The organism is Rhizobium sp. 05L429, assembly GCF_056397645.1.
In genome coordinates this window covers 174,665-187,007 of record NZ_JBFTNV010000007.1, presented here as the reverse complement: position 1 = coordinate 187,007, position 12,343 = coordinate 174,665, and the positions used below count along the sequence as shown (strand labels likewise).

Annotated in this window: 14 protein-coding genes; 10 read left to right on the top strand and 4 right to left on the bottom strand. The window is 59.9% G+C overall.

Annotated features, from left to right (window positions below; all coding sequences use genetic code 11):
- Position 1 precedes the first annotated feature (1 nt).
- Complete coding sequence (locus AC1DNW_RS09860; RefSeq protein WP_113308831.1) at positions 2-1,051, top strand: glycosyltransferase family 4 protein; 1,050 nt, start codon at positions 2-4, stop codon at positions 1,049-1,051.
- Positions 1,052-1,096: 45 nt separating this feature from the next.
- Entirely contained in the window at positions 1,097-1,909 is an 813-nt protein-coding gene (locus AC1DNW_RS09855) for a hypothetical protein (protein ID WP_477852520.1), read from the top strand.
- A 74-nt stretch (positions 1,910-1,983) separates the two neighbouring features.
- On the opposite strand, the gene AC1DNW_RS09850 is transcribed toward AC1DNW_RS09855, so the two are convergent.
- Positions 1,984-2,451, bottom strand: coding sequence for an Lrp/AsnC family transcriptional regulator (locus AC1DNW_RS09850; RefSeq protein ID WP_113297613.1), 468 nt, complete (start codon positions 2,449-2,451; stop codon positions 1,984-1,986).
- 230 nt (positions 2,452-2,681) lie between these two features.
- On the opposite strand from AC1DNW_RS09850, the gene trxB reads away from it, so the two are divergent.
- Both trxB and AC1DNW_RS09840 read left to right on the top strand, forming a co-directional pair.
- Complete coding sequence (gene trxB / locus AC1DNW_RS09845) at positions 2,682-3,656, top strand: thioredoxin-disulfide reductase (protein WP_113297612.1); 975 nt, start codon at positions 2,682-2,684, stop codon at positions 3,654-3,656.
- A 22-nt stretch (positions 3,657-3,678) separates the two neighbouring features.
- Positions 3,679-4,575: a LysR family transcriptional regulator VtlR gene (locus tag AC1DNW_RS09840; RefSeq protein WP_112543602.1), complete on the top strand. Its 897-nt coding sequence runs from the start codon at positions 3,679-3,681 to the stop codon at positions 4,573-4,575.
- Between the two features lie 28 nt (positions 4,576-4,603).
- Here the strand turns inward: AC1DNW_RS09840 and AC1DNW_RS09835 are convergent, their stop codons facing one another.
- Positions 4,604-4,996 carry a hypothetical protein gene (locus tag AC1DNW_RS09835; protein ID WP_162748481.1) on the bottom strand — a complete coding sequence of 131 codons (393 nt, stop codon included), beginning with the start codon at positions 4,994-4,996 and terminating at the stop codon, positions 4,604-4,606.
- 155 nt (positions 4,997-5,151) lie between these two features.
- Here AC1DNW_RS09835 and AC1DNW_RS09830 point away from each other — a divergent pair, with 155 nt between their 5' ends.
- The 4 genes from AC1DNW_RS09830 to AC1DNW_RS09815 all read left to right on the top strand — a co-directional run bounded on the left by AC1DNW_RS09830 (position 5,152) and on the right by AC1DNW_RS09815 (position 8,633).
- Positions 5,152-5,445, top strand: a complete 294-nt coding sequence (locus tag AC1DNW_RS09830) for an ArsR family transcriptional regulator (protein WP_113297611.1) — start codon at positions 5,152-5,154, stop codon at positions 5,443-5,445.
- 2 nt (positions 5,446-5,447) lie between these two features.
- Entirely contained in the window at positions 5,448-6,614 is a 1,167-nt protein-coding gene (locus tag AC1DNW_RS09825) for an MFS transporter (RefSeq protein ID WP_113308830.1), read from the top strand.
- A gap of 25 nt (positions 6,615-6,639) precedes the next feature.
- Positions 6,640-7,764 (top strand): alkene reductase, encoded by a 1,125-nt coding sequence (locus AC1DNW_RS09820; RefSeq protein WP_113308829.1) that lies wholly within the window; start codon positions 6,640-6,642, stop codon positions 7,762-7,764.
- 71 nt (positions 7,765-7,835) lie between these two features.
- A complete protein-coding gene (locus AC1DNW_RS09815) occupies positions 7,836-8,633 on the top strand; it encodes an aminoglycoside phosphotransferase family protein (protein WP_113308859.1) in 798 nt (265 codons plus the stop codon).
- Here the strand turns inward: AC1DNW_RS09815 and AC1DNW_RS09810 are convergent.
- On the bottom strand, positions 8,630-9,649 hold the full coding sequence (locus AC1DNW_RS09810) for an NAD(P)H-binding protein (protein ID WP_113308858.1): 1,020 nt from the start codon (positions 9,647-9,649) through the stop codon (positions 8,630-8,632). The two genes, AC1DNW_RS09815 and AC1DNW_RS09810, sit on opposite strands and share 4 nt — an antisense overlap.
- Before the next feature lie 89 nt (positions 9,650-9,738).
- Here AC1DNW_RS09810 and AC1DNW_RS09805 point away from each other — a divergent pair, with 89 nt between their 5' ends.
- Positions 9,739-10,647 (top strand): LysR family transcriptional regulator, encoded by a 909-nt coding sequence (locus AC1DNW_RS09805; RefSeq protein ID WP_113308828.1) that lies wholly within the window; start codon positions 9,739-9,741, stop codon positions 10,645-10,647.
- A gap of 37 nt (positions 10,648-10,684) precedes the next feature.
- Here AC1DNW_RS09805 and AC1DNW_RS09800 read toward each other — a convergent pair whose 3' ends face one another.
- Positions 10,685-10,966: a DUF2188 domain-containing protein gene (locus tag AC1DNW_RS09800; protein WP_113297606.1), complete on the bottom strand. Its 282-nt coding sequence runs from the start codon at positions 10,964-10,966 to the stop codon at positions 10,685-10,687.
- Positions 10,967-11,203: 237 nt separating this feature from the next.
- Here AC1DNW_RS09800 and AC1DNW_RS09795 point away from each other — a divergent pair, with 237 nt between their 5' ends.
- The gene (locus AC1DNW_RS09795; RefSeq protein ID WP_113308827.1) at positions 11,204-12,298 is read left to right on the top strand and encodes a calcium:cation antiporter; all 1,095 of its coding nucleotides are present in this window, start codon (positions 11,204-11,206) and stop codon (positions 12,296-12,298) included.
- Positions 12,299-12,343: the final 45 nt, after the last annotated feature.

Below are 12,343 nucleotides of genomic sequence, written 5' to 3'. Positions count from 1 at the left end.
AGTGCCGGATATCAGTGACGTCGAGATCATCGCGCCCAACCTGAAACGCCGGCTCTCCGGCGTTACGTCCACGATTGTTCAGTTGATCCCCTGCCAGATCCGGCTGGGGATCAGGATCGCAGCCCTCGGCCCCGGTCTTCCGCCACAGCTTCCGCGCCTGAAATGGCCGCAGCTATCAGGCCTCTGGCGTGCGCCCGCCGGGCGCCGCCATCGCGTCTGGCATGCGCGCCGCAACAATGAAATGGCGGCGGGTATCCTGATGCGGCAGGTATTGCGCATGCCGCTGAAGCTCGTCTTCACCTCAGCCGCCCAGCGCCGCCACACGTCCTATACCCGCTGGCTTATCCGCCAGATGGATGCGGTCATCGCCACCAGCAGCCGTTCCGGCTCCTTCCTCAAGGTGCCGCACACAGTCATCCAGCACGGCGTCGATCTCGAACTTTTCCATCCGCCCGAGGGGGCTGACGACACGATAGCCGCAACCGGCCTGCCCGGCCGTTACCTCGTCGGCTGCTTCGGCCGCGTGCGCCATCAGAAGGGCACGGACCTTTTCGTCCAGGCGATGATCGCGCTCTTGCCGCAGCATCCGGACTGGACAGCCGTCATTTCCGGCCGCGTCACGTCGGAACATACGGCATTCGCCGACAAACTGAAGGCAGACATTGCTGCAGCCGGTCTTACCGACCGCATCGTCTTCCTCGGCGAAGTGCCTGATATCAAGGTCTGGTATCGCCGCCTGACGCTCTATGTCGCCCCCTCCCGCAACGAAGGCTTCGGCCTGACGCCGCTGGAGGCCATGGCTTCGAAAACAGCAGTTGTGGCCTCTGACGCCGGCGCTTATGCCGAAATGATCGCGTCCGGCGAGAACGGCATCATCGTACCATCAGGCGATGGCGACGCCCTGACGACAGCGATCGCCACCTATCTTGCCGATCCCACCCTCGCCGCTGCACAGGGTGAGACAGCCCTGCGGCACGTGCAGGAAAATTTCGCGCTGGAAAAGGAAGCGACGGCGATCAACCGGATTTACCAGCAGCTTCTCGACGCGTAAGCCGTTCGTGAGTGACAACAGACATATCAGGCAGGCAGGGACACGGTGATATCGACCGCAAACAATAACGAAACCCTGGTCAACGTGCTCTGCATGAAGTGGGGAACGCTCTACGGCGCCGAATACGTCAACAATCTCTATCGCGGCGTCAAACGGCACCTGAAGCGTCCGCATCGTTACGTCTGCTTCACCGACAATGCGGCAGGCCTCGACGCGGGTATCGAAACCTTCCCCCTGCCGGAGCTTGGTCTGCCCGCGGGCGCCAAGGATCGCCGCTGGCAGAAGCTTGCGCTCTTCCGCCGCGAGCTTGCCGATCTCAGGGGCATCGCCCTCTTCCTCGATCTGGACCTCGTCATCGTCGACGATCTGGAGCCGCTTTTCCAGCATCCCGGCAAATTCTTCATCATCCGCGACGACGATCTTTTCCGGCCAAAGCCACTGCGCAAACTCAAACCCACCCGCGACAAATTCCTGGCCTCAGTCGGCAACAGCTCGGTCTTCCGCTACGAGATCGGCGCCCACGCCTATATTCTCGACACCTACGTCGCCGATCCGGTGGCGGCCATGTCGAACTACGAGATTTCCCAGCAGTTCCAGAGCGCACAGCTCGCAGCGCATGGACATCTGCAATACTGGCCGCGCGAATGGTGCGTGAGCTTCAAGAACGCCTGCGTACCGCACAATATCCAGAGCTTCTGGCGCGATCCTGAGCTGCCGCCGGGCGCAAAGATCGTCGTCTTCGCCGGCAATCCGAAAATGAGCGAGGCCTTTGAGGGCGGCGGACAGAAATGGTATCGCCGCATCGGCAATACAGAGTGGCTGAGCGAGGCCTGGCGCGGGTCGAGCGTGCCGATTTAAGTCGGCATGCTCTCGTTATTCTCTGATGCGCATTCCCGACGGAAAACCGCTTCACACTTTTCCTGGAAATGCTTTTAAAGTTCTACCAGCCCGAGCTTCTTCACCTGTCGGATCGTCAGCATGGTGCGAACGGTATCGACATGCTCGTTGGCCGTCAGTACCTCGATAACGAAATCCTGGAAACGGGTGAGGTTTTGGGCCACGCAATGCAGCAGGAAATCGCTGTCGCCGGAAACCATCCACGCCTGGCGCACCAGCGACCACTCGGCGGTGGCAGCGGCAAAGGCCTTTAGATTGGCTTCGGACTGATGCTTGAGGCCGACCATGCAGAAGGCGACGAGATCGAGCCCGAGCTTCGGGCTGTTCAGCATCGCGTGGTATCCTTCGATGACACCAGCCTCTTCGAGCTTGCGCACCCGGCGCAGGCAGGGCGGCGCTGAAATTCCCACCCGGTCGGCAAGCTCAACGTTGGTCATGCGGCCATCTGACTGCAGTTCCCGCAAAATCTTTATGTCGATGACGTCAAGTTCAGCGCGAACCACGCTTAGGCCTTTCTTTAATTCCCCGCGCGCAGCTTCTATATAAAGCCACGGAATACGCAAGAAAGTTTCAGTCGGATGACGGAATCTTGCACATCGCCTGTATTTGCCTTGTTGGTAATGCAAGGCTGCCCTTGAATAAAAGCATTGGTCGTTCATAAATGGCGATGGGATCGCGAAACGGCCTTATTCGCCTCTTAGCCGCCGCATCCTGCCAGTCGAAAGGAAATTCCATGTCTGCCCGCCATACCAAGGTGCTCATCATCGGCTCCGGACCTGCCGGTTATACGGCAGCGGTCTATGCCGCGCGCGCCATGCTGAAACCGGTTTTGATCGCCGGTCTCGAACAGGGTGGCCAGCTCATGATCACCACCGACGTCGAAAACTATCCGGGCTTTGCCGACCCCATACAGGGTCCCTGGCTGATGGATCAGATGCTGCAGCAGGCCCAGCATGTCGGCGCCGAAATCGTCAACGACCTCGTGACCGAAGTCGATCTCAACCAGCGCCCCTTCGTTGCCCGCACCGATAGCGGCCAGGTCTGGACCGCCGATACGCTTGTTATCGCGACAGGCGCCAAGGCCAAGTGGCTCGGTATCGAAAGCGAGCAGCATTTCCAGGGTTTTGGCGTTTCTGCCTGCGCCACCTGCGATGGCTTCTTCTATCGCAACAAGGATGTGATCGTGGTCGGCGGCGGCAACAGCGCCGTCGAGGAAGCGCTCTATCTCTCCAACATCGCGAAGTCGGTCACCGTCGTGCATCGCCGCGACGGCTTCCGCGCGGAAAAGATCCTGCAGGAACGACTTTTCTCCAAGGAGAACGTCAAGATTCTCTGGAATACCGAGGTCGCCGAGATCACGGGCACGCCGGCAAAGCCCCCCATGCCGCCGTCCGTTTCCGGTGCTCGCCTGCGCGATACGCGCACCGGTGTCGTCACCGATGTCGTCATTGACGGCGTCTTCGTGGCGATCGGTCACGCGCCGGCAACCGAACTTTTCAAGGGCAAACTGAAGCTGAAGGACAATGGCTATCTCTGGACCGCACCGGACTCGACTGCGACCAGCCTGGAGGGTGTCTATGCCGCAGGCGACGTGACGGACGATACATTCCGCCAGGCGATCACCGCCGCAGGCTTGGGATGCATGGCCGCCCTCGAGGCAGAACGTTATCTGACGGGCCATATGCCCGTTGCCGTAGCAGCGGAGTAATAGTGGCATGAGGGGTGGGGGAATGCCATTGGACTGGGACAAGCTGCGTATTTTTCACGCAGCTGCCGAAGCCGGATCGTTTACGCATGCGGCCGACAAGCTTCATCTGTCCCAGTCAGCGATCAGCCGTCAGGTCAGCGCGCTCGAGCAGGATGTGGGTACCAAGCTCTTCCACCGCCATGCGCGCGGCCTGATCCTCACCGAACAGGGCGAGTTGCTTTACCGCACCGCCCATGACGTGCTGCTGAAGCTCGAAACCGTGAAGATGCAGTTGACCGAGACGACGGAAACGCCGTCCGGCAAGCTGCGCGTCACCACCACGGTCGGTCTCGGCCAGGGCTGGCTGACCGACAAGATCCAGGAATTCCTGCAGCTCTATCCTGACGTTCAGATCCAGCTCATCCTCGACAACGAGGAAGTGGATGTGAACATGCGTCATGCCGATTGCGCCATCCGCCTTCGCCAGCCGCAGCAGTCCGATCTCATCCAGCGCAAGCTCTTCACCGTGCATATGCACGTCTATGCGGCCCCCTCCTACATCAATCGCCACGGCGAGCCGCAGACGATTGAGGATCTGGACAACCACCGCATCATCACCTTCGGCGAACCGGCGCCGAATTACCTGCTCGACGTCAACTGGCTGGAAATCGCCGGCCGCTCGTCGGACAACAAGCGCATTCCGCACCTGCAGATCAACAGCCAGACCTCCATCAAGCGCGCCTGCCTGCTTGGCATCGGCATTGCCTGCCTGCCGGATTATATTGTCGGCCGAGACCCGGGTCTGATCCAGCTGGCGATCAATGCCGACGTTCCCTCCTTCGATACCTATTTCTGCTATCCGGACGAGATCAAGAACGCCGCCAAGCTGAAGGCTTTCCGCGATTTCATCGTCAGCAAGGCCCGCAACTGGAACTTCTGATTTCCACTTTTACGGAATGAATTTCAAATCATGCAGCCCACGCATGACTGACATGCACAAAAAAGGGTTGCCGTTTGCTCATTAAAGCACCATATCGCTTATAGCTGATGCACACGGTGGCTTTTCCTCCCAGTTCCACCGCATTAGCTGTTCCCCTCTGGAGGTTTTTGACCTTCACACTTATAAGGGCCCTGGTTTTCCGGTGGCCCTCTTTTTTTGCCTGAATTTTACCTTTTGCCTCAATTTTTGTCGGCAGATACCGCAATGCGGAAAAATTTGTGCAGTGCATAGCTGGCATGCACAAAAAACTATTGAAAGCTGCACAAGGAAGCACCATATCGCACATAGCTGATGCATTTGGTGGTTTCTCTCCCAGTGCCACCGCGTTGGCTGTTCCCCTCTGGAGGTTTTTGACCTTCACACTTAAAAGGGCCCTGGTTTTTCCGGTGGCCCTCTTTTTTTGCCCGTTTTTTTAGCAGCCTGAGAAAAACTCCAGCTCACGCCTCCGTGATTTGCATATCGAAAATCGTCGATCCATATATCGAGAAAATCCGATTTATACTTCGATGAACGACGATGGACAAAGACGAGATTCTCAAGGCGCTGGCCAACCCTGCCCGGATGGACATCCTCAACTGGCTCAAGAACCCGGAAGAGCACTTTCCGACGCAGGAACACCCGTTTGAAATGGGCGTCTGCGCCAGCCAGTTCGAACGCTGCGGCCTTTCCCAGTCCACGGTGTCTGCGCACCTGGGCACCCTTCACCGCGCCGGCCTCGTCACCAGCAAGCGCGTCGGCCAATGGATCTTCTACAAGCGCAATGAAGAAACGATCGCGACCTTCCTCCAGCAGCTAACGCAGGATCTGTAATCATGCCCCTTGCCCTGCTCGTTCTTGCCTTGAGCTCTTTTGCGATAGGCACCACCGAATTTGTCATCATGGGCCTTCTGCCGGAAGTCGCAGCCGACCTCTCTGTCACGATCCCTGAGGCCGGCTGGCTGGTGACGGGTTATGCGCTGGCCGTCGCACTCGGCGCGCCCATCATGGCAGTCTCGACCGCCAAGCTGAAGCGTCGCTCGGCCCTTATCATGCTGATGGCCTTCTTCATCGCCGGCAACCTGCTCTGCGCCATTGCCCCTAACTACTGGGTGCTGATGATCGCTCGCATCGTTACCGCCCTTTGCCACGGCGCCTTCTTCGGCATTGGTTCGATCGTGGCGGCCAATCTCGTCAGCGAAGACCGTAAGGCCCGCGCCGTGGCCTTGATGTTTACCGGCCTGACGCTGGCAAATGTGCTGGGCGTCCCGCTCGGCACCGCGATCGGTCAGGCCTATGGTTGGCGCTCCACCTTCTGGGTGGTCACTGTCATAGGCATCGTCACCATCGCCGGCCTGATCGCAATCCTGCCAAAAGACAAAAAGGAAGAGCAGAGCAGCATCCTGCGAGAGATCGCCGCACTGCGGAATGGCCGCCTCTGGATGGCGCTGTCGGTCACCGTCTTCTTCTCGGCGTCGATGTTCACGCTGTTCACCTATATCGCCCCGCTGCTACGTGACGTCACCGGCGTCTCGCCTGAAGGTGTCACCTGGACACTGTTCCTGATCGGCCTTGGTCTGACGGTCGGCAATCTTATCGGTGGCAAGCTGGCGGACTGGCGTCTTGGCGCCACCCTCGCCGGCGTCTTTGCCGCTATCGCCCTCACCTCCGCAGTCTTCTTCTATACGAGCCGCTTCTTTATCCCGGCGGAAATCACCCTCTTCTTGTGGGCAGCGGCAAGCTTTGCAGCCGTGCCCGCCCTGCAGGTCGGCGTGGTGGGTTTCGGCAAGGATGCGCCCAATCTCGTCTCGACCATCAATATCGGCGCCTTCAACACTGGCAATGCTCTTGGCGCCTGGGTCGGCGGCATGGTCATCGATGCCGGCCTCGATCTCACCCGCGTTCCCCTCGCCGCATCCGCCATGGCCCTCATCGGCCTTACCGCCACTGTTCTCACCTATCTCTCCGGCCGGGCGCAGACTGCCCCCGCTGCCGCCGAGTAATCCCCCCAAGAAGAAAGGACCTTTCATGGCCAAGCTTTTCCAGCCGACGCAGATCGGCGATATTGCCCTCAAGAACCATATCGTCATGGCGCCGCTCACCCGTAACCGCTCGCCGGGCGCAATCCCGAATGACGTGAACGTCGAATATTATAGCCAGCGCGCCACTGCTGGCCTGATCATCACCGAGGCGACCGCCATCACGCATCAGGGCCAGGGTTATGCCGATGTTCCCGGCCTCTACAGCAAGGAAGCACTCGACGGCTGGAAGCGCGTGACGGATGCAGTCCATGCCGAAGGCGGCAAGATCGTCGTGCAGATGTGGCACGTCGGCCGTATTTCCCACACCACGCTGCAGCCTGATAACGGCAAGCCGGTCTCCTCGACGAACCGTGTCGCCAAGGCGAAGACCTATCTCGTCAACGCTGATGGCACCGGCGCCTTCGCCGATACTTCCGAGCCCCGCGCGCTCGAGGCCTCTGAAATCCCCGGCATCATCGAGGATTATCGCAAGGCGGCCCGTGCTGCGATCGATGCTGGCTTTGATGGTGTCGAGATCCACGGTGCCAACGGCTACCTGCTCGATCAGTTCATGCGCGACGGCGTCAACGACCGCACCGACGAATATGGCGGCTCGATCGAAAACCGCACCCGCTTCACCTTCCAGGTCGTCGAGGCAGTAACCAGGGAAATCGGCGCCCGCCGCACCGCAATCCGCATTTCGCCGGTCACGCCCTCGGGCGAATCCTATGATTCCAACCCGCAGGCGCTCTTCACCCATGTTATCGAAGGCCTCGCCAAGTACGACCTAGCCTATATCCATGTCGTGGAAGGCCAGACCGGAGGCGAGCGCGATTATCGCCAGGGCGACAACCCGTCCTTCGACTACAAGGCGCTGCGCGCTGCCTATGAAAAGGCCGGCGGCAAAGCTGCCTGGATGGTCAACAACGGCTATGTCAGGGACATGGCGATCGAAACCGTCGAAACCGGCAAGGCCGATCTCGTCGCCTTCGGGAAGCCCTTCATCTCCAATCCTGACCTCGTCGAGCGTCTGGAAAAGAACCTGCCGCTCAACACGCCGGATCAGTCCACTTTCTACGGTGGCGGCGCCAAGGGCTATATTGACTATCCGCTGCTCGAAAAGGTCGCCTGATCTTTCACGAAACGAAATCCCGCCATCCGGCGGGATTTCCATTTCTGCGAGTCACCGCTAGCATGCGGCTCATGTTCTCGCCCTATCTCGAACGCTGGTCGCTGACAACAGACGGCGAACCCATCATCACCCATTCAAGCCGCCTCCTGCCGGTCATCTGGCGGGACAATAGAGCCATGCTGAAAGTCGCAACTCACAGCAGCGAGCGCGAAGGCGCATTGCTGATGCAGTGGTGGAACGGCGATGGCGCGGCTCACGTCTATGCCCAGGAGGATGACGCGGTGCTGCTGGAACGCGCTGCGGATAAACGCTCACTGCTGCAGATGGCAATGAACGGCGAGGATGACGAGGCAAGCCGCATCATGGTCCGCACAGCGGCAAAGCTGCATACGCCGCGCCCGACACCCCTTCACGACTCCACGCCGTTAAAGCGCTGGTTCCGCGATCTGGAGCCAGCTGCACTCACCCACAGCGGCACCTTTGCCGAGTGCTGGAAGATCGCAAGCGCCCTGCTGGCCGATCCACAGCAGCTCAGCATTCTTCACGGCGACATCCACCACCGCAACATCCTCGACTTCGGCGAACGGGGCTGGCTGGCGATCGATCCCAAGCGTCTTTATGGCGAACGTGGCTACGACTTTGCCAATATCTTTGCCAACGAAGACCTGCCGACCACAACGGATCCTGCCCGTCTGAGGCGTCAGCTTCCGATCGTCTCCGAGGGGGCCGATATCGAGCCATCAAGGCTGCTCAAGTGGATCGTCGCCTATTCCGGCCTTTCCTCCGCCTGGTTCCTCGAAGATGATGACCACGTCTCGGCGGAAAAGCCTCTGACGGTCGCCCGCATCGCGCTTGCCGAACTCGCTTAACTTGCCTTCTCGCCATGGGAGAGAAGCGCCGCCGTCGTCGTTGAACGTGCCTCCGGCAGGGATCCCTGTGCGATAAGCGTGGCCTGAACGGCCTCGTCGATAGGAGTGTGCGGCTCGGTTCCGAGTTCGGTGACCAGCTTGTCGTTTCTCATGCGCAGCGATACTTTCCAGAGATAACGCATCTCCTTCAATTCATGCATGACAGTCATGAAGGGAGCAAGCAGCGGCACGATGAACCACGGAAAACGGCTGACCCTCGCCTTGCCGCCGGCAACGCGCCTGACCGCCTCCGCCATTTGCCGGCCATCACCATCCCAGAAGCCGTTCATGTGATAGCAGGCGAAAGCCGGCAGGCGCTCGGCCCGCTCGACGAGCTGCACCATCGTCTCGGCGACGTCGGGCAGATAGGCCCATTGGTGCCCGATGCCGGGCATTGCCGGATTTTTGATGATACCAACAGGCTTGCCCGGCGTGGCGAAAGCGGCGGAGAACCAGCTGTTGCCCGTGGCGCCGGGTCCGAAGAAATCCCCTGCCCGCACGACGATGACACCGATGCCGGTTTCAGAAGCTGCCTTCAATCGCTTCTCCATCTCGACACGGATCTTGCCCTTCTTCGTCACCGGATGCTGCGGGCTGTCCTCGGTCACGACGCCGAAGGCGTCCGGCCCGAAATTATAGACCGTGCCCGGCAGCACGATGCGGGCGCCGACGGCGCGGGCCGCGGCAATCGTATTGTCCAGCATCGGCAGAACCAGCTTCTCCCAGTCGCGATAGCCTGGCGGATTGACGGCATGGACGATCAGGCTTGCGCCCTCCGCGGCCTTGCGCACATCGGCCGCGTTCATCGCGTCGCCCTGCACCCACTCGAAACCCTGCTCACTCCCCTTCGCAGCGTTTCGGTTGAGCGCCCTCACCTTCCAGCCGCGCGCCTGCAGCTTGCGGGCGACGGCGCCGCCTATGCCGCCGGTAGCGCCGAGAACAAGCGCCAGCTTCCTGTCCTGATATTCGCTGCTCATGATCATCTCCTTGTTCGATGAGACGACTATGCGTCCATGAGCAGATAAACAAAATTGACGAAATAAGTTGCATAGCTATACATAATTATATGGACACCGAACCAAGCTGGGATTTCTACCGCTCCTTTCTCACCGTACTCCGCCACGGATCGCTTTCGGCTGCGGCTCGCGAGCTCGGTCTGACGCAGCCGACGATCGGTCGCCATATTGATGCTCTGGAAGAAGCGGTCGGCGCCGAGCTTTTCATCCGCTCGTCAAACGGCCTGCTGCCGACCGACGTGGCGCTCGATCTGCAACCCTATGCGGAAACACTGGCGACAACAGCCGCTGCACTTCTGCGCACGGCATCCAGCCGGCGCGACACGGTGGAAGGCACCGTGCGCATCAGCGCCAGCGAGGTGATGGGCATCGAAGTGCTGCCGCCGATCATCGCCGATCTGCAGGAAGCATATCCCGGATTGCAGGTGGAGCTGTCGGCCTCCGATACGCTGGAAGACCTCATGAATCGCGAAGCGGACATTGCCGTGCGCATGGCCGAGCCACAGCAGGATGCGCTGCTGGTGCGCCGCATCGGCGATATCCCGCTCGGCTTTCACGCGCATCGCCGTTATCTGGAGCGCCACGGCACGCCTCAGACCATGTCCGAGCTCGCCGGCCATCGCCTCATCGGCTTCGACCGGCAGACGGCCTATATCCGCATGATGCGCAAACTCTACCCGCTGGCGGATGAACTCACCTATGCCTTCCGCACCAGCAACCATCTCGCGCATCTGGCCGCCATCCGCGCCGGTATAGGCATTGGTATCTGCCAGACGGGACTTGTCCGTCCGAACCCCGATCTCGTCCACATTCTGGCTGAAGAATTCGAAATCCCGCTCGGCACATGGGTCGCGATGCACGAGAGCCTCAAGACCGCTCCCCGCTGCCGCGTCACCTTCGACGCGCTGGTGAAGGGGCTGCTGAACTATATCAGGTCATGCACGGAAGCGCGCGTCTGACAACACATCCGATGAGGCCGCAAGGCCGACGACACTATCAGGGCTCGGGCGAAACCTCGGGGGGGTGGCTCTTCGAAACCCCGTCCACGACCTCTGTTTCCGGACGATCACCGCCTTCGGCATATTCCTCATGCCACTTGCCTTGGGCGTCCTGCCAGCTGATCTCGGCGGAATCGCCGCCGACCTGCTGCTCGGCCGCGACGATACGGGCAGCCTCCAGCGCTTCGGCATGGGACGGAAATGCTTCGGAATAGACGTCTCCGAGCTTGTAGGCCCAGCCGCCGTCATGCGGCACGACTTCGTAGACCACCTTGACCATGCATGTCTCTCCTCTTCTTCTTGCGCATCCGTCCGCTTCCGGATCGGCTCCGGTTCCAGCGCGGGTCGCTTGAGAAGATTTCGAGGACGCCGCGATCTGTTTGCCGGCTGCCGTATGACAGGCAGTATTCCATTAAACGCTGAAGACTGCAAATTTCATCGACCACGGGTGTGCTTGCGAAGAAAATACATCGGCCTAGCTTTCGCAGAAGAATCAAAATCGGCACTGGTGGCGGAAATGGCATTGCACCTTAAAGAAGAAAAATTTCTGATCGTGGCCGCAGTCGTCGCGGTTATCGCCTACCTGCTGGAACATGCGCTGATGGAGGGCGGCAGGGGGATCGCTCTTGCTGCGGCGGTGGCGCTGATTGCGACCATCGTTCTCGCCTCCATGCGCGTCGCCCACCATGCCGAGCTCTTGGCCGTCAAGGTTGGCGATCCCTATGGTACGATGATCCTGACACTCTCGGCCGTCGCCGTTGAGGTGATCATCCTCGCCATCATGATGAACAGCGAGGATAGCTCGCCGACCCTGGTGCGTGACACGATCTATTCGGCGCTCATGCTCGATATCAACGGCATTCTTGGCCTTGCCGCTCTGCTCGGTGGCCTTAAGCATGGCGAGCAGCCCTATAACGACAACTCGGGCAAGACCTATGGCGTGATGATCCTGACGGCCATGGGCATCTCGATGATCGTTCCGGAATTCGTGCCTCATGACAAATGGCACTATTATTCCGGCTTCACCATCATAGCGATGATCGCCCTCTATGGCCTGTTCCTCCGTATGCAGGTCGGTCAGCACAGTTACTTCTTCTCCTACAGCTATCCGCGCTCGGAACGGCAAAAGGAACATCCCGACGAACACCATCAAGAAGGTTCGGTCGCGACCTCGATCACGATCATTCTCATCGGCGTCGTCATCATCGGCACGCTTGCCGAATTCATGTCGGGCTTCATGACCGAGGGCCTGCGGGACACCGGCGCACCGATCGCTGTGACCGCCATTGTCGTTGCGGCAATCTCTGCCGCACCGGAAATCCTGACAGCGCTGCGGGCAGCACTCCGCAACCGCATGCAGGCGACCGTGAACATCGCCATGGGCGCTTCGCTGTCGACCGTCATTCTCACCGTACCTGTCATGGAAGCGATCGCGCTCTATACCGGCCAGCCCTTCGTCATGGCCATGTCGCCGGTGCAGACCGTGATGGTGGCGATTACTCTGATTGCCGCCGCCATCAACCTCAACGACGGCGAGACGAATGCCATCGAAGGCATGACCCATTTCATCCTCTTCGCCACCTTCATCATGCTGACGGCGATCGGACTTTGAATCTGAAATCAGCGACTTAACGCGACAAGCGGATTCATTTTCGCA